The sequence below is a fragment of the Leucobacter chromiireducens genome (assembly GCF_051993095.1).
Classification (GTDB): Bacteria; Actinomycetota; Actinomycetes; order Actinomycetales; family Microbacteriaceae; genus Leucobacter; species Leucobacter chromiireducens.
In genome coordinates this window covers 2,267,287-2,288,016 of sequence record NZ_CP197024.1, presented here as the reverse complement: position 1 = coordinate 2,288,016, position 20,730 = coordinate 2,267,287, and the positions used below count along the sequence as shown (strand labels likewise).

Here is a 20,730-nt window from a genome sequence, read left to right as displayed (position 1 = left end):
GAGGGGCCGCGGCGTCCGGTAGCCTAGGGTGGTGGCAAATCAGGAGAATCCCTTCGGACAGGTACTCGTCGCGCTCGTCACGCCCTTCCAGGCGGACGGCGAGGTCGATTGGCCTGCTGTGGAGAAGCACATCGACGATTGCATCGTCAGTGGCGCCGACGGCATTGTCGTCACGGGTACCACTGGCGAGACCAGCACGCTGACGGACCCTGAGAAGCTCAAACTCGTTGAGGTGGCAAAGTCGGTCTCCGGTGGCCGCGCAAAGATCATCACGGGCGGTGGCTCGAACGAGACCGCGCACGCGATTGAGCTGTACCGCGCCAGCGAAAAGGCGGGCGCAGACGGTGTGATGATCGTCACCCCGTACTACAACAAGCCCACCCAGGCGGGCCTGCTCACGCACTTCCGCATGGTCGCCGACGCGACCGACCTGCCCGTGATCCTCTACGACATCCCCGGTCGCACCGGCGTACCGATCACGTACGAGACGATCCTCCGTCTCGCGAAGCACCCGAACATTCTCGCGGTGAAGGACGCCAAGGGCGACTTCAGCGAGGTCAGCCGTGTGCTGAACCAGACCGATCTCATGTACTTCTCGGGCGACGACGCAAACGTGCTGCCGCACCTCGCGATCGGCGCGACCGGCCTCATCGGGGTCACGGCGAACATCGCCGCGGCGCCGTACCGCGCCATCATCGACGCCGTGAACGCAGGAGACCTGCACACCGCGCGCGACGCACACCAGAGCCTCGAGCCCCTCGTGCGCGCCGTGATGACGCACGTTCCCGGCACGGTCGCGGCGAAGTACATCCTGCACGGCCTCGGCCGTATCGGCAGCCCGCGCGTCCGGCTTCCCCTCGTGGGGCCGGAGGAGTGGGAGGCCGCACTCATCGAAGACGAGCTCGCGCTCGTCAGCGACGTCCCCGGCGTCGACCTTTCAAACTTCAGGCCGGACCGCAATGCGGCTGCCGGCGGTGCCCTGCCCAAGATCGCAGGCACCACCCGCTAACAAACAGGAGGCTTTGTGCCCAACCCCCCTTACGCGCCCCCCGCCCTCGAGCAGGGAACACTGCGCATCACGCCGCTCGGCGGCCTCGGCGAGGTCGGCCGGAACATGACCGTCTACGAGATCAACGGCAAGTTGCTCGTCGTTGACTGCGGCGTGCTTTTTCCCGAGGTCCAGCACCCCGGTGTTGACCTCATCCTGCCCGATATCTCGAAGATCGAGGATCGCCTCGGCGATATCGTCGCGGTCGTCCTCACGCACGGCCACGAGGACCACATCGGTGGCGTCCCCTACCTGCTGAAGAAGCGCGAGGACATCCCGCTCGTCGGCTCGAAGCTCACCCTCGCATTTGTTGAGGCGAAGCTGAAGGAGCACCGCATCCGCCCCGTCACGAAGGTGGTCGCGGAGGACGAGCGTGTGCAGTTCGGCCCGTTCGATCTTGAGTTCATCGCGGTGAACCACTCGATCCCCGACGCGCTCGCGGTCGCGATCCGCACCGATGCCGGCATGGTGATCGGCACGGGCGACTTCAAGATGGACCAGCTGCCGCTTGACGGTCGCATTACTGACCTGCGCGCGTTCGCGCGACTCGGCGAGGAGGGCGTTGACCTCTTCATGACCGACTCGACCAACGCCGATGTGCCGGGCTTCACCTCGCCCGAGAAGAACATCGGTCCCGTTATCGAGCAGGTCATCGCGAAGACGAGCGGCAAGGTCGTGGTGGCGAGCTTCTCGAGCCACGTGCACCGCGTGCAGCAGGTGCTGGATGCGGCCCAGGCGAATGGCCGCCGCGTCGTGCTGCTCGGCCGTTCGATGGTGCGCAACATGAAGATTGCGGCCGACCTGGGTTACCTCGACGTTCCCGAGGGCGTGCTTGTCGACCTCAAGAAGAGCGGCGACATCCCCGATCATCGGATCGTGTACATGTCCACCGGTTCGCAGGGTGAGCCGATGGCAGTGCTCAGCCGCATGGTGAACCGTGAGCACCAGGTCGAGGTTGGTGAGGGCGACACCGTCATCCTCGCGTCGAGCCTGATCCCAGGCAATGAGACTTCTGTGTACCGCGTGATCGACGGGCTGATCAAGCTCGGCGCCAACGTCGTGCACAAGGGCAACGCCAAGGTGCACGTCTCGGGCCACGCGTCCGCGGGCGAGCTGCTCTATTGCTACAACATCGTGCGCCCGAAGAACGTGATGCCGATTCACGGCGAGCACCGCATGCTCGTCGCGAATGCCGCGCTCGCGATCGAGACCGGGGTGCCGCAGAATCGCACCGTGATCGCCGAGAACGGCACGGTCGTTGATCTCGTTGACGGTGTCGCACGGCCCGTCGGCCAGCTCGATATCGACTTCATCTACGTCGACGGCAAGAGCGTTGGTCGGGTCACCGAGGACGATCTGCGCGACCGTCGCACGCTCGCCGAGGAGGGCTTCATCTCGGTCATCACCGTTGTGGAGACCACACTCGGGCAGATCGTGTCCGGCCCCGACATCCACGCGAAGGGTGTCGCAGAGGAGAAGCACGTCTTCGAGAAGATCAAGCCCCAGGTCGCGAAGGCGCTTGAGGATGCCATGAAGGACGGGATCACCGATCACCACCAGCTGCAGCAGATCACGCGCCGCACCGTCGGTCGCTGGGTCGGCACCAAGCTGCGCCGCAAGGCGATGATCGTGCCCGTCGTCGTGGTGGTGTAGGGAGTATGGCCAACTTTTTCCAGACTGAACGCTGGTGGCAGTTCCAGTCGGAGCTCGGAGAGAAAGTCATCTCTGGCTCCGGCCCCGACTGGCACTACTTCGGGCGAATCGTGCGCGATTCGCTCGGCCCCTACCTCTACCTGCCCTACGGGCCGGTAGTGCGTGACGAGCGCGGCCTCGACGCGGCGATTGCCCACGCGAAGGCGCAGGCCAAGCAGCTCGGCTGCTACCGCCTGATCATCGAACCCTCGCTGCCGATCACCCCCGCGCAAGCGGGGAAGCGCGGCAAGCGCATGCTCACGGGATTCCAGCCCAGCCGCACGCACGTGGTCGACCTCACGCAGAGTGAGGAAGACATCATTGCCGGCATGAACACCACCCGCCGCAAGCAGTACCGCGGCGCGGCAAAGCGCGGCTACAGCTTCGCTGAGCTGGCGGACGAGGCGGACTACCAGCTGGGGATCGAGCTGCTCCGCCAGACGGGCGAGACGCGCTCGTTCGAGGTGCGCGATAGCGAGTACTTCACGCACTTCCGTGGACTGGTGGACGAGGGCATCGCCCGGGTATTCACCGCGAAGCAGGATGGCGAGACCAAGGTGGTCGGCTACGTCGTCGACGACGAGGACACTCGGTATTACCTCTACGTGGGCCGTGACACCTCGAACGTGAGCATGCACATCTCCGGGCCGTTCATCGCGTATTTGATGCTCGACGCCAAAGCGCGGGGGCTCAGCACCTTCGATTTCTACGGGATTTCAGCGCGCGACGATGTGCCGGACGAGTGGACCGGCTTCACGACGTTCAAGCGCACCTTCGGGGGGCACGCCGTGCAGTTCTCGGGCGCGTGGGAGATCCCCGTGCTCCCCGGAAAGTACGCCCTGCGTCGCACCCTCGACTGGGCGCACGAGCTTCGCGCGAAGGCCGCGGCCCGGAAGGCGAAGCCCGCCGAGGCAGCACCCGCGGAACCCACAAAGGACTAGACAGATGAGCCTGCTGCGCGCGAGCGCCGTCATGGCGACGGGAACGATCCTCTCGAGAGTTCTCGGCCTCGCCAAAGTGATCGTGCTCGCCGCCGCGATCGGCCAGACGAGTTCGATCTCGGCCGACGCGTTTGCGAACGGCAACATGCTGCCGAACACGGTCTACACGATCTTGCTCGGCGGCATGTTGAACGCCGTGCTTGTGCCGCAGATCGTGCGCGCCGCACGGAATCCTGACGGCGGCACCGGCTACATCAACAAAGTGCTCACGTTCGTGATCGTTGCGCTCACGATCATCACGGCGCTCGCGATGCTCGGCGCGCCGCTCCTCGTATGGCTATTCCAGCTCTCGTGGCCCGCCGACCAGCTGGCGCTCTCTGCCGCTTTCGCCTACTGGTGCCTGCCGCAGATCCTGTTCTACGGAATCTATACGGTGATGGGGGAGGTGCTGAACGCGCGGAGCGTGTTCGGCCCGTACACCTGGGCGCCCGTGCTGAACAACATCATCAGCATCGCGGGCATCGTGCTCTTCATGATGTGGTTCGGCGCCGACCCCACCGGTGCGCGTGCCCCCGGCGATTGGAACGGACTCGCAATCGCGGTGCTTGCGGGCAGCGCGACGCTCGGCGTCGTGGCGCAGGCGCTCATCCTCTTCGCCTCGTGGCGCCGGGCGGGCCTCAGCTATCGCCCCGACTTCGTGTGGCGGGGGATGGGCCTCGGTGCAACCGCAAAGATCGCGAGCTGGAGCCTCGCCATGATCGCCGTGATCCAGATCGGCGGTTGGGTGACCTCGAACGTGGTGGGCACGGCGACCGGCCAGGGGCCCTCGTCGGCTTCGCTCGGGAACGCCTGGCTGGTGCTCATGATGCCGCACTCGGTACTCGCGGTGTCGCTTGCGACCGCGTACTTCACACGTTTCGCCGAGGCGGGACGCGACGGTCGCATGGCAGATTTCCGGGCGGACTTCTCCGCCTCGGTGCGCCAGGTGTCGCTCGTGATGGTGTTCGCCGCCGGCGCGATCTTCGCCGCCGCAACGTTCCTCAGCCCGCTCATTGAGCGCGGCTCCCCGCTGCAGGTCGAGCAGTTTGCGCTTGTGCTGCGCACCTACGTGCTCTGCCTCGCGCCGTTCAGCTTCCTGTTCATCGTGCAGCGCTCGTTCTATGCGCTGTCTGATACGCGCACGCCGTTCATCTTCACCTGTGTGCAGCAGGGGCTCTTCATCGTGCTCGCGGTGACGTGCCTGTGGGTGCCCGCAGACATTCGTGGCGCAGCGGTCACACTTGCGTACTCAATCGCCACATTTGCGCAGGCCCTCGTCGGCACCATCCTGCTGCGCAGAAAGATCGGCCGGATCGATGGGCAGCGCGTGCTGGGCAGTATGGTGCGATTCACGCTCGCGGTGCTGCCTGCGGTGCTCGCTGGCTTGGGTGTGAGCCTTGCGCTGCAGCACTGGGTGCCCGCCTACAACGTTTGGCAGTCCTTTGCCTTCGCGATCGTGGTGGGGATCGCGGTGGGACTTGTGTACCTCATGGCGCTGCTCGCGATGCGCTCACCCGAGATCACCGAGATCGCCGGCACCCTCCGCCGCAAGCTCGGCCGCGGGTAGCCAGCCAAAACTCCAACAGCCACCCTGCAGTGCGGAATGAGGAGCGCTGCAGGGTGGCTGTCGTGTGAGACGCCTGTGTGGCTAGTACAGCCCGATGTCCTGGTACTTCGAGCGGTGTAGCTTGGCGACCACGCGCTCGCCGATCCGCTGCCACAACCGGTAGGCGCCCGCCTTGATCGGCAGATCGAAGGCGCCGATGTAGTCCGTACGCTCGCGAGCGAACGAGAGCTTGAAGAGCCCGAGCCCATACGAGGGGTGATCGGCGGTGCTCGTGGCCCACGCGGGTGCGATGCCCACGAGGTCGATCTCCGTCGCGCCGGCCGCCTGCGCATCGAGCATCATCTGCCAGATCAGCAGGTTCGACATGCCAGGGGAGACGCGATCGCGCTCGGAGCCGCCGTCCTTGTAGAACGCGCGCTTGCCGATGACGATCATGTAGCTCATCACCGCGGGGGTGCCGTCGACGTTGATCGCGTAGAACTGCCCTTGGCCCGCGCTCGCGAAGCCTCGCCACAGTGACTCGGTGTACGACTTCGGCCGCAGTGCAAGGTTCGCGGTGCCGCCGCCCACCAGCCGCATGAGGCGGTGCATGTGGCCGAAGGTCTCCTCGGATGCCGGGAGCTGCTCGACAATCGCCCCGTCGCGTTGCGCGCGGCGGATCATGTTGCGGCACTTCTTGTCGAAGCTCGCGATGAGCTCGTCCTCGCTCCGCTCGAGCGACACGATTGCGGTGCTCGCGCTGCCCTGGATCGCGGGGCGGCGCACCGCGCCGAGCGCGGCGAGCGGTGCAGGCGCCGGTCCTTCGAGCTCGCTCAGCTCACTCACCGCGATGGGCGGTTCGAACGTGATGGCGAACACGCTGCGCGCTTCGCGCTGCGCAAGGTCTCGCAGCGCGGCAACATGCTCCGCGAGCCCGTTGAGCTCGGTCACGGCGGGGCCGCGAGTGATGTACCAGAGCCGCCCCAGCAGGGGGACTTTGCGCTCAAGGACGAGCGTGACGCTCACGCGGGAGTCGGCCCGCTCGAACACGACGTAGCGGGGCTGCCAAGCGACCGTGCGCTTGGTGTCCGCAAGGGTGGTGGAGACGAGGAAATCACCCCCGTCGGGGTTGTCTGCGAGAAGGGTATCCCAGGAACTGATTTCTTGAGGCGTCGCGTAACGGGCGCGAAGCGCGGGAGCACTCATGACGATCGAGTCTAGCCGTACCTGCTGAAACCGGCGCGGAGGCGCGCATTCCGGGCCGGTCGGAGCGTCATCTCGCGAATGTCGGTGGTCGAACGTACCCTTGAAGGCATGGCTAGTAAAGCTTCGTCGCGCTCGAAATCAGGGAGCACTGCGTCGCGGGGATCCCGCACGCAGGCTTCGCGAGCGACCGCGAAGACGAAGGTGCTCGCAGAAGCGCAGCCGAGCGACGGCGTGCTTGTGCGCGCCTGGAACGGGCTCGCCCACGCTGTGGGCGGCGCTGCGCGCGCGTTCCGGGTTGAGCCGCTCGCGCCGGAGGATCGACGCGACAGCGTCCCGCTGCTGCTCGTGCTGCTCGCGGTGATCGGTGCCGTGATCGAGTGGTTCCTCATCGGCAACCCGGTGGCCGTGCAGCTCGATGCCTGGTCGTTCGGCGGCATTCTGGGGCGTGTGGCCTTCGGCCTGCCGATCATCATGGTCGGCTTCGCACTGTGGCTCTTTAATCACCCGTCGAGCGTGACGGACAATCGGCGCATCGCGATTGGTCTCTTTCTCGCGATCACCGCGGTTGCCGGCCTTACGCACATCTATGGCGGGCAACCTCATCCGCGGCAGGGCATGCCTGCGCTCGCGGAAGCCGGCGGCTTGCTCGGGTGGATGGTGGGCACCCCGCTCCTTGCTCTGACGATCTGGGTGGCCGCGCCGTTCTTCTCGCTGCTCCTGTTGTTCTCGGTGCTCATTGTCACGAAGACCCCGCCCGGTCGCATTATCAAGCGCCTGCGCGAGGCGTACGTCTTCTTGTTTGGGGTGTCCGAGGCCGAGCCGACGCCCGAGGGGGCGGAAGCGCCCGCACCCAAGACAAAGGTGAAGCGTGACCGGAGCACGCAGCAGCCGCTCTTTGATATCGAGGACGAAGAGCCCGAGCCCGGCGCGCTCCCGTGGTGGCGCCGCAACGCCTCCGGCCGTGAGGAAGATCCCGAGTACGCGGGGGATCAGGCCGGCCTCGACGCGGCACTGGATGGCGGCGCTGGCTTGGCTGAGACCGAAGCTCCCGCGCGTGCGGTCGCGTTCGACTCAGCGCTTACCCCCGATCCCGCGCCGGTGAACGAGGCGTTCGCTGACGGACTCTTTGACGACCTCGACCAGGCGGAGGCCGCGGTCGAGGAGTTGGGCGGCGCATCAGCGTCGGGACTCGGCGACGATTCCTGGGACAACTTCGCACCGGCACCGGCACCCGCGGCAGCGGAGCCCGCAGCTGCGGCGGCGACCACCCCCTTTGAGGTTGCCCCAGCGCACGACCCTGCGCAGCAGCTCGAGTATCGCCTTCCCGACCAGGGAGCGCTCTCCGCCGGCGACGCCCCGAAGACGCACACCGAAGCAAACGACGCGATCATGGCGGCGATCGGCCGCGTGTTCGAGGAGTTCAAGGTTGATGCTCGCGTCTCTGGTTTCTCTCGCGGACCCACGGTCACGCAGTACGAGGTTGAGCTTGGCCCCGGCGTCAAAGTGGAGAAGGTTACCGCGCTCTCGAAGAACCTGTCGTACGCGGTCGCTTCGAACGAGGTGCGCATCCTGTCGCCGATCCCCGGGAAGAGCGCCATCGGTATCGAGATCCCGAACAAGGACCGTGAGAATGTCGCGCTGGGCGATGTGCTCCGCTCGAACCGGGCGCAGCGCAGCACGCACCCCATGACGATCGGCGTCGGGAAGGACGTGAAGGGCGGCTTCGTCGTCGCGAACCTCGCGAAGATGCCGCACCTCCTGGTCGCCGGTGCCACGGGATCAGGTAAGTCCAGCTTCATCAACTCGATGATCACGAGCATCCTCATGCGGGCCACCCCCGCGGAGGTTCGCATGGTGCTCGTCGACCCGAAGCGCGTGGAGCTGACCGTCTACCAGGGCGTTCCGCACCTCATCACCCCCATCATCACGAACGCAAAGAAGGCGGCCGAGGCGCTGCAGTGGGTCGTGAAAGAGATGGACATGCGGTACGACGATTTGGCGAGCTTCGGCTTCCGTCACATCGACGACTTCAACGAGGCGGTTCGCTCGGGCGGGATCGTGCTCCCGGCGGGCAGCCAGCGTGTGCTGAAGCCCTACCCGTATCTCCTCGTCGTGGTCGACGAGCTCGCAGACCTCATGCTTATCGCCCCGCGCGACGTCGAAGACTCGATCCAGCGCATTACGCAGCTGGCCCGCGCCGCAGGTATCCACCTGGTGCTCGCTACGCAGCGCCCGTCCGTCAACGTGGTCACCGGTGTGATCAAGTCGAACGTGCCGAGCCGATACGCGTTCGCGGTGGCCTCGGGCACGGACTCCCGCGTCATCCTCGATGAGGTGGGCGCTGAACGACTCATCGGCCAGGGTGATGGCCTGCTCCTGCTGAACGGCGAGTCGACGCCCATGCGCGTCCAGGGCGCGTGGGTCAATGAGTCTGAGATCGCGCAGGTCGTGGCGCACGTGAAGGCCCAGGCGCAGCCCGAATACCGCGCCGACGTGGCGCAAGCTGCGGAGAAGAAGGACATCGATGAGGACATCGGAGACGATCTCGAGGTGCTCCTTGCCGCCGTTGAGCTTGTCGTCACGTCGCAGTTCGGTTCCACCTCAATGCTGCAGCGCAAGCTGCGCGTTGGCTTTGCGAAGGCGGGTCGCCTCATGGACCTCATGGAGTCGCGCGACATCGTCGGACCGTCGGAGGGCTCAAAGGCTCGCGATGTGCTCGTCACGCCCGAACAGCTTCCCGAGGTGCTTGCACGACTGAAGGGCGGCACTCCGCCTGCACCGCCGACGCCCACGGCTCCGCCCGTGCAGCCGGTCCCCCCAACATCCCCGGCTGGCGCTGGTGCGGCGGCGGTGCCGGGCGCAGCACCGTTCGTCGCTGCCGGCGAGAGCGACGCTGCGACTGTCGCGACCGCGGAGCCGAGCGACGCCTCGGATCCCGAGACCGCCGTGCTCGAGCCGCTCACGGAATACGCGACAACCGCCCTCAACGTGGTTGATGATCGGTACGACGATCCAATCGCGAAGTACCAAGACAGCCTCGAAGAAGTCGACGGCGATGACGACGAAGACGCGTGGCAACTGACGGGACGGGACTAACACACATGGCTGAGCAGCAGGTGGCCGATCGGCCGAGCAACTGGAACGCCCCGAATGTCATCACGGGAGCGCGGATCATCGCGACGCCGTTCTTCCTGTGGATGCTGCTCGCAGATGGGGGAGCCCACGGTGGCTTGCGGTGGGCCGCCGCCGCGTTCTTTGTGATCGCTATCGCGACCGACGCCTGGGACGGCCACATCGCGCGCTCGCGTGGGCTGATCACGAATCTCGGCAAACTGCTCGATCCGATTGCCGACAAGTTCCTCACGGGAGCGGCGCTCGTGGGGCTCTCGGTCCTGGGGGAGCTGCCGTGGTGGGTGACCATCATTGTGCTCATCCGCGAGGTTGGCATCACCGTGCACCGACTCATGATCGCGAGCGACGTCGTGGTTGCCGCAGCATGGATGGGCAAGCTCAAGACGGTGGCGCAGTCTGTTGCGATCACGCTCGCGCTCCTGCCGCTTGCTGACGTTCTGGGAAGCGCAGCTCCGATCGCGGTCTGGGCGAACATCATCACGATGACCATCGCCGTGGTGCTCACTGTGCTCAGCGGTATCGACTACGTGCTTGCGTTCCTTCGCACCGGGCGTGGTGGCGGTGGCCGCGCCTAGTGCGGCCCCGAGCGGGGGCGCCACGGTCGCTGCGTCGAACGTGATTGCTCGCGCGGCAGCCGCGGGGATTCGCATCGCGGTCGCGGAGTCTCTCACTGGCGGCGCGCTTGCTGACGCGCTCGTGTCGGTTCCCGGCGCATCTCGGGTGTTCTCCGGTGCGGTCGTCGCGTACGACACCGCGCTCAAGGCCTCACTGCTGGGGGTGGACCCGGCGCTGCTCCGCCGAAAGGGTCCGGTCGACGCGGAGGTCGCGCGGCAGATGGCGCGCGGCGTACGTCGTGCCTGCGCGGTGCCGCGCGCTGCGGCGGCTGGCAGCGCTGAGTCGCTCGTCCGCGATGCCGAGGTGGGCATTGCCACGACCGGGGTTGCCGGCCCCGATCCCGATCCGCAGACCGGCCAGTCGGCCGGGACCGTATGGCTCGGCGTGAGCATCGGTGAGCGGGCGCTCGCGATCCCACTCGTGTTGACGGGTGATCGTGCCGCGATCAGGGCGAGCACGGTCCATGCGGCGCTCGACGCGCTTGACGCGGCAATCGCGCGAGAACACCCAGAATTCGAGGCGTGATCGAAGCGTTTCCTGGGAATTGAGCAAAACCTGAGTGGAGTTGACTCAAGTTCAGCGAAGTTTCAGGAATAGACGAGGTAGTGTCGAAGTTGTTCCCAGTGACGCCTCCCAGAATGGGTGGAGTTCCCGCGGCGGAGATATGCGCTGCAGCGGGTAGGGTGGATGCACAACCCGCAGGGGAAGTGCAGTGAAGGAGGGTCCACATGGTGCTGATGCGTCAGGAGATCGGCGACGTGCTTCGTGACTTCCGTCAACAGAAGGGTCGCACGCTGCGCCAGGTTGCCGGGGATGCGAGCGTCGCGCTCGGGTACCTGAGCGAGGTTGAGCGCGGCCAGAAGGAGGCCTCGAGCGAGATTCTCGCCGCGGTCGCCGATGCGCTGGATACCCCGCTGTCCGTGATTATGGGCGAGGTGAGTGAGCGTCTCGCGATCGTCGAGGGGCTGTCGATGCCGCTTGCGAACCGCGTACCCGACACGGTGCCCGCGGAACTGGTTTCGGGTTTCGCGCCCGAGCTTGTGTCCTAGCGTGCGCCGCCGGCAGGCTTCCGCGCGGTGAACGTGCGGTTTGGCGCCCGACCCCACACCGGGGGCGGGCGCTTTGCCGTTGGTGAGGAAGGAGCAGAAGGGGAGGGGTGAATGCGACTGAGTGAGTTCCGGCGTGCGTGCGCCGAGGAGTTTGGTGAACAGTACTCAGGCGTGCTGTTGCGCGATCACTGGCTCGGGGTGCTGGGTGGAACCCCGAATGACGCGCTTGAGCGCGGCGTTCCCGCACGAGATGTGTGGGCCGCCCTGTGCGTGGATCTGCAAGTGTCGGTTGAGCGGCGACACGGTCGCGGACTGCGCGAGCCGCGCGACTAATTCGGCGCAACACGCCGAGGGTTGGTTCGAACATGTGTTCGATGGGTGCTAGCTTCGTCCACAGGTGAGGTTCGCGACGGATCATCCCCGGAAGTATGGCTTCGACAGCGAATGTCGGAGGGTGCTTCTAGGGTGTGAAGCGCAACACACACCAATGCCTTGTCTGCCCCACACGGGGCCGAGACAGTCGGTAGGCAGCACCGCGCGCGGAGCGATCCGCCAGAACACAAGGAGCATGAACATGGCCGCACCCAAGGACCGCGAAAAGGCGCTCGAAGTCGCTCTCGCACAGATTGACAAGAACTTCGGCAAGGGCGCGATCATGCGCATGGGGAGCCAGGAGCGCGCGCCCGTCGAGGTGATCCCCACAGGCTCCGTCGCACTGGATGTCGCGCTCGGCATTGGCGGACTTCCGCGCGGTCGCATCGTTGAGATCTACGGCCCCGAGTCGTCGGGAAAGACGACGCTCACGCTGCACGCGATCGCGAACGCGCAGCGCGCGGGCGGCATCGCAGCGTTCATCGATGCGGAGCATGCGCTCGATCCCGAGTACGCACAGAAGCTGGGCGTAGACATCGACGCCCTGCTCGTCGCGCAGCCCGACACGGGTGAGCAGGCGCTTGAGATCGCCGACATGCTGATTCGCTCGGGCTCGGTCGACCTCGTCGTGATCGACTCTGTGGCGGCACTCGTTCCCAAGGCGGAGATCGACGGCGAGATGGGCGATAGCCACGTGGGCCTGCAGGCGCGACTGATGTCGCAGGCGCTCCGGAAGATCACCGGCAGCCTGAACGCAACGAAGACCACGTGTATCTTCATCAACCAGCTTCGTGAAAAGGTGGGTGTCTTCTTCGGCAGCCCCGAGACGACTTCGGGTGGCAAGGCCCTGAAGTTCTACGCCTCCGTGCGCCTCGACATCCGTCGCATCCAGACGCTGAAGGACGGCACCGAAGCGGTGGGCAACCGCACCCGCGTCAAGGTTGTGAAGAACAAGATGGCCCCGCCCTTCAAGCAGGCTGAATTCGACATTCTCTACGGCATTGGAATCTCGCGTGAGGGCTCGCTCATCGACTACGGCGTTGAGCAAGGGCTGATCAAGAAGAGCGGCGCGTGGTTTACCTACGATGGCGACCAGCTGGGCCAGGGCATGGAGAACGCGCGACGCTTCCTCATCCAGCACGCCGACATTGCCGCCGAGATTGAGGAGAAGATCCTCACGAAGCTCGGTGTGAACGGTCGGAGCGAGGAAGCTCCGGCAGATGCGAAGGCAACGCCGGCGGAGGGAACCCCGGCCGCGGAGGCCGCGCCTGTGAAGCCCGCGACTGCTGCGAAGGCGCCCGCGGCGAAGCCCGCCGAGCGGGCGAGCGCGTAACCCGTGGCCGTCCGCTTTCTCCCGCCCCCCGGTGAACCCACCGCGGGGGCGGGCCCCGACCGGGGAAATCTCGCCGAGGTAATCGAGCTGCGTGGCATGCTCCGGCAGCGTGCGTGGGCTGAGCCGGTCCGTGACGCGGAGTCCGCGCCCATCGGCAAGGCCGATGCTGAGGCTGAAGCCGACGCCTGCGCAGACGTCGACGCACAGGTCAGCAGCGAGACCGAGGCGACTGCGCCTGCGCCGCGCGCAATGCGAAGCGAACGTACGGCTGTGATCTCCGCGCTGGGGGATCACCTCACTCGTGCGAGCGAGCTCACCCGCGCCGCGCGGGCCGAGCGCGTCTCGGAGGCCGGGTCGGATCTCCCGACCGAGCTCGGTACCGGTGGGGACGAAATTGAAGATGAAGGCGGGGCCGGGATCGCCGGCGAGAGCGACGATGAGAACGGAGCCGACGAGGCCGGGCAGGCGGCGCACGATGCCGGCGTGCGGCTGCTCGCACGCCGAGCCCGCTCGAGCGGTGAACTCCGTGAGGAACTGCTGCGACTCGAGCACGCAGCGCATGACGTGGACGTCGTCATCGCCGAGTTTGAGGAACGGCTGTACCTTGACGATGCGGGACTGGCGCGCGCGGTCACGGAGAAGCTTCGCGACACGAAGCGTGCCAGTCGGTCACAGATCCGCATCAAGCTGCGCGAGCGCCGACTGCCCGATGCTGTCATCGAGGCAGCGATCGGTGAACTCGACGACGAAGAGGAATTCTCGCTGCTGCGCGAGGCCGCCGTCGCACGCGCGGGGAAGCTCGGCGGACTCGATCGTGCCGTTGCCGAGCGGCGTCTCCTCGGCTTCCTCGCCAGACGTGGCTGGTCCGGGGAGCCTGCGAGCCGCGCGGTGCGCGAGGCGCTCGACGGCACCAGTCGCGGCGGGCGCAGCGGCAGCGGCGTCCGGTTCCAGTAACCGGATCGGCCGGCCCTGGTGTGCAGGAGACTGTGTGGCGCGCCGGTAAACTAGGCGTATGAGTCTTGCATCGGCAGAACCCACCGTGATTGCTCCGTCGCCCGCGGCCCTCCGCCCCGACGGTTCCCCGCGTAGCTACAGCGTGCGCACTCTCGGCTGCCAGATGAATGTGCACGATTCCGAGCGGCTCTCGGGCTCGCTCGACGCTGCCGGATACATCGCGGCCACGGATCCCGCGGACGCGGATGTTGTGGTGATCAACACGTGCGCCGTGCGTGAAAACGCGGCAAACAAGCTCTACGGACAGCTCGGCTACCTTGCTGGCGTGAAGCGCGGTCGCGAGGGCATGCAGATCGCGGTGGGGGGCTGCCTCGCGCAGAAGGACCAGGGCACCATCGTGGAGAAGGCTCCCTGGGTGGACGTGGTGTTCGGGACGCACAACATGGGCTCGCTGCCGGCGATGCTCGAGCGGGCGCGCCACAACGAAGAAGCACAGGTCGAGATCCTCGAAGCCCTCGAGGTGTTCCCCTCGACACTGCCAACGAAGCGCGATTCCGCGTCGAGTGGCTGGGTGTCGATTTCGGTGGGCTGCAACAACACGTGCACCTTCTGCATCGTGCCTGCCCTGCGAGGCAAGGAGAAGGATCGTCGCCCCGGCGACATCCTTGCGGAGGTGCAGGCGCTCGTCGACGACGGCGCGATCGAGGTCACGCTGCTCGGCCAGAACGTCAACACGTATGGTGTCGAGTTCGGTGACCGCCAGGCCTTCGGCAAGCTCCTGCGCGCGATGGGGGAGATTGAAGGGCTCGAGCGCGTGCGCTTCACGAGCCCGCACCCGGCCGCCTTCACGGACGACGTTATCGCCGCGATGGCTGAGACTCACAATGTGATGCCCTCGCTGCACATGCCGCTGCAGTCCGGCTCGGACACCGTGCTCAAGGCCATGCGCCGCTCGTACCGATCGAAGAAGTTCCTCGGGATCCTCGATTCGGTGCGCGAGCAGATCCCCAATGCCGCGATCACCACCGACATCATTGTGGGATTCCCGGGCGAAACCGAGCAAGACTTCCAAGACACGCTCCGGGTCGTTGAAGCATCGCGGTTCTCAAGCGCGTTTACCTTCCAATACTCGATTCGCCCGGGCACTCCCGCGGCGACGATGGAGGGCCAGATCCCGAAGGAGATCGTGCAGGAGCGCTACGAGCGACTCATGGCACTCCAGGAGCGCCTCTCGCTTGAGGAGAATCAGGCCCAGATTGGCCGGACCGTCGAGGTGCTGGTCGCGGTGAGCGAGGGGCGCAAGGACGCCGCAACCCGGCGGCTTTCTGGGCGCGCGGAGGACAACCGCCTGGTCCACTTTGCCGTCCCCGAGGGCGCCGACGAGCCTCGCCCAGGCGATGTGGTCACCGTCCAGGTCACGGCCGCGGCTCCCTTCTTTGTGATTGCGGACGAGGTTCCCGACGTGTATCGGCTGCGCCGCACGCGGGCGGGCGACGCTTGGGATCGCCGCCAGGCGGAGAGTTGCGGCGTGCCGGCACCGAGTGGGGACAGCACCGCACCCCGTGCGGTGAGCCTTGGCCTGCCCACGCTTCGCGCGCGATGAGCGAAGCCGGGCCGACGCGCGCCACCCCCGCCGCAGTGAACATTGCACCGGGAGCACGCGGTCCTGCGCTCTGGGCCGTCGTGGGCGCCACAGGCACGGGCAAGTCTGCCCTCTCGCTCGATCTCGCTGAGGCGCTTGCCGAACGTGGCCGACCAGCCGAGGTCGTCAACGCGGACGCGATGCAGTTCTACCGGGGAATGGACATCGGCACCGCCAAGCTGCCGGTGGCCGAGCGGCGCGGAATTCCGCACCACCTCTTCGACGTGCTCGCACCCGCTACGGAAGCGACGGTTGCGTGGTACCAGCCGGTCGCTCGCGCGGTGATCGACGAGATCCATGCCCGCGGAGCCGACGCGATCCTAATCGGCGGCTCGGGCCTGTACATGTCGAGCGTCATTTTTGACTTTCAGTTTCCGCCGCGCGACGAGAACACCCGAGCCGCGTTGGAGGCGCAGCTCGCGGAGCAGGGCGTCGCGCCACTCCTCGCTCGGCTTGCTGAGCTGTCACCCGAGACCGCGGCGAGCGTGGACGGGCAGAATCCGCGCCGAGTGGTACGTGCGCTGGAGGTCGCGCTGCTCGGGGGCGATGCACGGACCACCCTGCCTGCGGAGCCGGCGCTCTGGTACCCCGACACCCGAATCGCGGGCGTGACCGTGGAGCGGGCCGAGCTCGTCGCCCGGCTCGACGCGCGCGTCACCGGGATGTGGGCTGACGGCCTGCTCGAGGAGGTCCGCGAGCTGATCCCTGAGGGGATCGAGCAAGGACCCACGGCATCCCGGGCGATCGGCTATGCTCAGGCGCTCGCGCAGCTCGCTGGCACGATGAGTGAGGCCGAAGCCATCGCTGAGACTCAAGCACTGACACGCCGCTACGCGCGGCGGCAGGTGAGCTGGTTCAAACGCTACCCGGGCATCGAGTGGCGCGCTCCTGGCGTGCTCCCGGATCTCAGCGCTGAGCCGAACTGATTCCTCGGCTGCGTGCGTGGAGCGCCCGGAGCTCAGCTTCGAACTCGGGCGCGGGGCCCGCGACGGGAACACCGGGCGCCACCTGCTGAATGGGAAGCGGCGCAACGGGGCCGGGGGCGATGCCCCATTCGGCGAGCCAGTCGGAGAGCTGCGCCGTGCTCGCGGCATACACGATGCGGCCAAGCCCCACCCAGCCGTGCGCGGCGGCGCACATGGGACAGTGCTCGCCCGAGGTGTACACCGTGCTGGCAGCTCGCTCCGCTGGCGTGAGGTGCGCCGCAGCCCAGCGCGCAATCGCGAACTCCGGGTGCTGTGTGGCGTCGCCGTCGCGCACGCGGTTTCGGTCTGCAAAACGCACCGCCCCGCTCGAGTCGACGAGCACCGAGCCAAAGGGCTCGTCACCGTCGGCGAGCGCTTCCGCGGCGAGCTCGACACAGCGTCCGAGGTGGCGAAGATCGATGTCGGTGAGCGGCGGTGCAGACATGGCCCCACCGTAGCAGCGGCTCACGGTCCGGTCACCCCGGGGGATAGGGTGGGTGCTCCGCGTGCGCCCGGCCGCGGAAGGAGGAGACCCACGTGCCCAGCAGAATTCGCCAGTTCGCCGAAGCCGACACCGCAGCCGTGATCGCGCTGTGGGGGGCGCGCGGGCTCACGCGACCGTGGAACGACCCGGTTGCGGACATCGAGCGAAAGCTGCGCGTGCAACCGGAGCTGTTTCTCGTCGCGGAGGACGCAGGTGAGATCGTGGGCTCAGTGATGGCGGGCTACGACGGACACCGTGGCTGGCTGTACTATCTCGCGAGCGCGGCCGAGCGTGCGGGCGAGGGAATCGGCCGGGCGCTCGTCGCGGAGGCCGAGGCGCGTCTCGCCGCGATGGGGTGCCCCAAAGTGCAACTGATGGTGCGGTCGGAGAACACGGGCGTCGTTTCGTACTACGACGCGCTCGGCTATGAAGGATCGGACGTGGTGGTGCGTAGCAAACGGCTCGACACGCAGCTCGATGGCCACGTCGCATCGTAGACTGGGGGAATGACGACCCTCTCGTTTACCAAGGGCCACGGCACGGGCAATGACTTTGTGCTTTTCACTGATCCGGAGGGTGAGCTCACGCTCTCACCGGAGCAGATCCGATTCCTCTGCGATCGCAACTTCGGGATCGGCGCTGACGGAGTGATTCGCGCAGTGCGCTCGAAGGCACTCCCCGAGGGGGCGGCGAGTCTTGCAGAGGAGCCCGAGGCCGAGTGGTTCATGGACTACTGGAACGCGGATGGGACGCCCGCGGAGATGTGCGGGAACGGTATTCGCGTGTATGCGCACTACTTGATCTCAGAGGGACTCGTCGCGCCGGAGCGCCGTGACACGCTGCCCATCGGCACGCGCGCGGGCGTGAAGGACGTGCTTGCTGGCGTCTCGGGCTACACGGTGGACCTGGGGCGGTGGCGCCTCGCGCCCGAGCGGCTGGTTGCCGCGCACGGCCTGCCGGTTGCGCGCCCCGGCCTGGGTATTGACCTCGGCAACCCGCACGTGGTGACTGCGCTCGCGCACGTCGACGAGCTCGAGGGACTGGACCTCACGCGGGCGCCGGCGCTCGATCCGGCGCCCGCCGATGGCGCAAACGTGGAGTTTGTCGTTCCCGAGGATCCGCTGGTCGTTGACGGGGTGGCGCGTATCCGCATGCGTGTACACGAGCGCGGGGTGGGCGAGACGCTCTCCTGCGGCACGGGAACCGCCGCTGCGGCGCTCGCATTCCGCCACTGGGGTGGCGAGGGAATGCCGAACCACTGGCGCGTGGATGTGCCGGGCGGCCGCCTGGCCGTGCGCATGTTCCCCACCGAGGAGGGCGAGCACGTGTCGCTGAACGGGCCCGCTGAGCTCGTGTACTCCGGCGAGATCGAACTCCCCGAGGCGTAGCGCGTCGCGAACGCCGAGCGCGCCGCCCGTGGCTCGGCGCTACGCCGCGCGTTCGGCGCGGATGATGTGGAAGCCCTTGTCGCGGGCCACGCGCTCGACCGCGAGATCAGTGAACTCCGTGGCGATCCAGCGCTGCAGGGAGTCCGCGCCGAGGTGCTTCGCGACGACGAGGTGAGCCGCGCCACCGGGAGCGAGCCGGGGGAGCCAGAGCTGCAGCATGCCGTGCAGCACCTCCTTTCCGACTCGGATCGGCGGATTCGAGTGGATCTCCCCGAAACGCAGCTCTGCGGGAACGTCCTCGGGCGCTGCCACGTGTACGGCGTCGAGCCCGAGACGCGCAGCATTCGCGCGGGTCAGCTCGCGCGAGCGCTCGTTGACATCAACGGCCCAGACCTCTCGATCGGGATCGCTCAGAGCGGCAGCGAGCGCGATCGGTCCCCAGCCACAGCCGAGGTCGAGCACCGGGCCAGGCCGAGCATCGTCGATCCGCTCGAGGGTGCGGAGCAGGATCTCCGTACCGCGGTCGAGGTGCTCTGGGCTGAACACGCCACCCGCGGTCTGCACGCTGCGGGGAGCGCCAGCGAGGATCACCTCGATCTCGCGGGGTCGGAAATCGCCGCTCGGGGCCTCGGAGAAGTAATGCTCGCTCACTGAACCAGTATCGCAGCCCCGCGCCCGGTGCTGCGCCTGCGCCGTCGGCGAACGACCCGTGCGGGTGGGACGCGCCCGAAGTACACTGGAAGCCAGATGACGAAACGTGTTCCTGCAGATGCAGACCAGGTGTTGACCGACGAGTCGAACCACGAGAGTGCCGTGACCGAGGCTTCGGATCCGCTCGCGCGCCTCCTGAGCCGCGCCGAGCGCGCCGAATCCGCGACCGTGATTCGTGACCTGACGGGCGGCGCGTTGGCGCTCGGAGATGAAGCCCACGATGAGCTCGGTGCCGACCTCGACGCGATCCGCATGGAGCGTGAAGACCGCGCCTCGCTGAAGCGCGTGGTGGGCCTCTCCACGGAGCTCGAAGACGTTACCGAGGTTGAGTACCGCCAGCTGCGGCTCGAGAACGTGGTGCTCATTGGCATCTACTCCGAGAAGTCGTCCGAGAACGCGGAAAACTCGCTGCGTGAGCTCGCCGCGCTCGCCGAGACCGCGGGCGCCACCGTGCTCGACGGCCTCCTGCAGCGCCGCCAGAACCCGGACCCCGCGACCTACCTCGGAAAGGGCAAAGCCCAAGAGCTTGCCGAGCTGGTCGCCGCAGTAGGGGCAGACACCGTCGTCGCGGACACCGAGCTCGCGCCGTCGCAGCGCCGTGCACTGGAGGATGTCGTGAAGGTCAAGGTGATCGACCGTACCGCGGTGATCCTCGACATCTTCAGTCAGCACGCGAAGAGTCGCGAGGGCAAGGCGCAGGTTGAGCTTGCGCAGCTCCAGTACCTCCTCCCGCGCCTGCGCGGCTGGGGTGAGTCGATGTCGCGCCAGGCCGGTGGCCAGGTGGGCTCGGGCGGCGCGGGTATGGGTTCCCGTGGCCCCGGTGAGACGAAGATGGAGCTCGACCGTCGAAAGATCCACACACGCATGGCGAAGCTGCGCAAGCAGATCGCACAGATGGCGCCGGCGCGCGAGGCGAAGCGAGCCAACCGCAAGCGCGGTGAGGTGCCCTCCGTGGCAATCGCCGGCTACACGAATGCCGGTAAGTCGAGCCTGCTGAACCGCCTCACCGGCACGCAGGAGTTCGTGCAGAACCAGCTGTTCGCAACACTGGACACCGCCGTGCGCCACGCGGAGACGGACGATGGGCGCAGCTTCACCTACGCCGACACCGTTGGCTTCGTGCGTGCCCTGCCGCACCAGCTCGTCGAAGCGTTCCGCTCGACCTTCGAGGAGGTGGGGGAGGCCGACGTGATCCTCCACGTGGTCGATGGCTCGCACCCCGATCCTGAAGCGCAGTTGCGCACCGTCCGTGAGGTCATTGCCGAGGTCGACGCACAGGGCATCCCCGAGATCGTCGCGTTCAACAAGTCCGACCTCATCGACGAGTCCCAGCGTCTCGTACTGCACGGGCTTGTCTCCGATGCCGTGTTCGTGTCCGCGCGCACCGGGGAGGGGCTCGAAGAGCTCTCGCGCAGGATCGACGCCGCCCTGCCCGTGCCCGACCGCGAGGTCACCGTTGTCGTGCCCTACGACCGAGGTGAACTCGTCGCGGAGATGCACGAGCGGAACCGGGTGCTCGAAACCGAGTACGTCGAGGAGGGCACGCGCGTGCGCGCCTACGTCACCGCGGAAATGCTCGCGAAGCTCGAGCCGTACCTCGGCTGATCCCGATC

19 protein-coding genes are annotated in these 20,730 nt (G+C 67.0%); 16 read left to right on the top strand and 3 right to left on the bottom strand.

All coding sequences use genetic code 11. The features are described from left to right. Positions 1–31 precede the first annotated feature (31 nt). The 4 genes from dapA to murJ are packed head-to-tail and all read left to right on the top strand — an operon-like array spanning position 32 to position 5,287. Positions 32–1,009, top strand: a complete 978-nt coding sequence (gene dapA, locus ACR81A_RS10260; protein ID WP_202381197.1) for a 4-hydroxy-tetrahydrodipicolinate synthase — start codon at positions 32–34, stop codon at positions 1,007–1,009. Between the two features lie 15 nt (positions 1,010–1,024). Continuing rightward, positions 1,025–2,701 (top strand): RNase J family beta-CASP ribonuclease, encoded by a 1,677-nt coding sequence (locus ACR81A_RS10255; RefSeq protein ID WP_202381198.1) that lies wholly within the window; start codon positions 1,025–1,027, stop codon positions 2,699–2,701. Between the two features lie 5 nt (positions 2,702–2,706). Then, positions 2,707–3,681: a lipid II:glycine glycyltransferase FemX gene (locus tag ACR81A_RS10250; RefSeq protein ID WP_440311749.1), complete on the top strand. Its 975-nt coding sequence runs from the start codon at positions 2,707–2,709 to the stop codon at positions 3,679–3,681. Between the two features lie 4 nt (positions 3,682–3,685). Next, complete coding sequence (gene murJ / locus ACR81A_RS10245) at positions 3,686–5,287, top strand: murein biosynthesis integral membrane protein MurJ (protein WP_440311748.1); 1,602 nt, start codon at positions 3,686–3,688, stop codon at positions 5,285–5,287. A gap of 81 nt (positions 5,288–5,368) precedes the next feature. Here murJ and ACR81A_RS10240 read toward each other — a convergent pair whose 3' ends face one another. Continuing rightward, complete coding sequence (locus ACR81A_RS10240; RefSeq protein WP_202381201.1) at positions 5,369–6,472, bottom strand: lipid II:glycine glycyltransferase FemX; 1,104 nt, start codon at positions 6,470–6,472, stop codon at positions 5,369–5,371. Between the two features lie 108 nt (positions 6,473–6,580). On the opposite strand from ACR81A_RS10240, the gene ACR81A_RS10235 reads away from it, so the two are divergent. From ACR81A_RS10235 to miaA, 9 genes are all read left to right on the top strand, one after another. After that, complete coding sequence (locus tag ACR81A_RS10235; RefSeq protein ID WP_440311747.1) at positions 6,581–9,568, top strand: DNA translocase FtsK; 2,988 nt, start codon at positions 6,581–6,583, stop codon at positions 9,566–9,568. A 5-nt stretch (positions 9,569–9,573) separates the two neighbouring features. Next, positions 9,574–10,179, top strand: a complete 606-nt coding sequence (gene pgsA / locus ACR81A_RS10230) for a CDP-diacylglycerol--glycerol-3-phosphate 3-phosphatidyltransferase (protein ID WP_202381203.1) — start codon at positions 9,574–9,576, stop codon at positions 10,177–10,179. Beyond that, entirely contained in the window at positions 10,136–10,744 is a 609-nt protein-coding gene (locus ACR81A_RS10225) for a CinA family protein (protein ID WP_237462233.1), read from the top strand. Before pgsA ends, ACR81A_RS10225 begins: the two co-directional genes overlap by 44 nt. A 203-nt stretch (positions 10,745–10,947) precedes the next feature. After that, complete coding sequence (locus ACR81A_RS10220; protein ID WP_202381204.1) at positions 10,948–11,268, top strand: helix-turn-helix domain-containing protein; 321 nt, start codon at positions 10,948–10,950, stop codon at positions 11,266–11,268. 111 nt (positions 11,269–11,379) lie between these two features. Further along, positions 11,380–11,601: a DUF3046 domain-containing protein gene (locus ACR81A_RS10215; protein ID WP_440311746.1), complete on the top strand. Its 222-nt coding sequence runs from the start codon at positions 11,380–11,382 to the stop codon at positions 11,599–11,601. 241 nt (positions 11,602–11,842) lie between these two features. After that, a complete protein-coding gene (gene recA / locus ACR81A_RS10210) occupies positions 11,843–12,973 on the top strand; it encodes a recombinase RecA (RefSeq protein ID WP_440311745.1) in 1,131 nt (376 codons plus the stop codon). 3 nt (positions 12,974–12,976) lie between these two features. Then, positions 12,977–13,927, top strand: coding sequence for a regulatory protein RecX (locus tag ACR81A_RS10205; protein WP_440311744.1), 951 nt, complete (start codon positions 12,977–12,979; stop codon positions 13,925–13,927). Between the two features lie 58 nt (positions 13,928–13,985). Next, a complete protein-coding gene (gene miaB / locus ACR81A_RS10200; protein ID WP_440311743.1) occupies positions 13,986–15,530 on the top strand; it encodes a tRNA (N6-isopentenyl adenosine(37)-C2)-methylthiotransferase MiaB in 1,545 nt (514 codons plus the stop codon). Continuing rightward, positions 15,527–16,495, top strand: coding sequence for a tRNA (adenosine(37)-N6)-dimethylallyltransferase MiaA (miaA, locus tag ACR81A_RS10195; RefSeq protein ID WP_440311742.1), 969 nt, complete (start codon positions 15,527–15,529; stop codon positions 16,493–16,495). Before miaB ends, miaA begins: the two co-directional genes overlap by 4 nt. On the opposite strand, the gene ACR81A_RS10190 is transcribed toward miaA, so the two are convergent. Then, a complete protein-coding gene (locus ACR81A_RS10190; RefSeq protein ID WP_202381210.1) occupies positions 16,476–16,979 on the bottom strand; it encodes a nucleoside deaminase in 504 nt (167 codons plus the stop codon). The genes miaA and ACR81A_RS10190 overlap by 20 nt on opposite strands. 92 nt (positions 16,980–17,071) lie before the next feature. On the opposite strand from ACR81A_RS10190, the gene ACR81A_RS10185 reads away from it, so the two are divergent. Then, complete coding sequence (locus ACR81A_RS10185; protein WP_440311741.1) at positions 17,072–17,515, top strand: GNAT family acetyltransferase; 444 nt, start codon at positions 17,072–17,074, stop codon at positions 17,513–17,515. Between the two features lie 9 nt (positions 17,516–17,524). Continuing rightward, positions 17,525–18,406 (top strand): diaminopimelate epimerase, encoded by an 882-nt coding sequence (dapF, locus tag ACR81A_RS10180; protein ID WP_440311740.1) that lies wholly within the window; start codon positions 17,525–17,527, stop codon positions 18,404–18,406. 39 nt (positions 18,407–18,445) lie between these two features. Here the strand turns inward: dapF and ACR81A_RS10175 are convergent, their stop codons facing one another. After that, positions 18,446–19,057 carry a class I SAM-dependent methyltransferase gene (locus tag ACR81A_RS10175; protein WP_440311739.1) on the bottom strand — a complete coding sequence of 204 codons (612 nt, stop codon included), beginning with the start codon at positions 19,055–19,057 and terminating at the stop codon, positions 18,446–18,448. A gap of 96 nt (positions 19,058–19,153) precedes the next feature. On the opposite strand from ACR81A_RS10175, the gene hflX reads away from it, so the two are divergent. After that, positions 19,154–20,722, top strand: coding sequence for a GTPase HflX (hflX, locus tag ACR81A_RS10170; RefSeq protein ID WP_202381214.1), 1,569 nt, complete (start codon positions 19,154–19,156; stop codon positions 20,720–20,722). Positions 20,723–20,730: the final 8 nt, after the last annotated feature.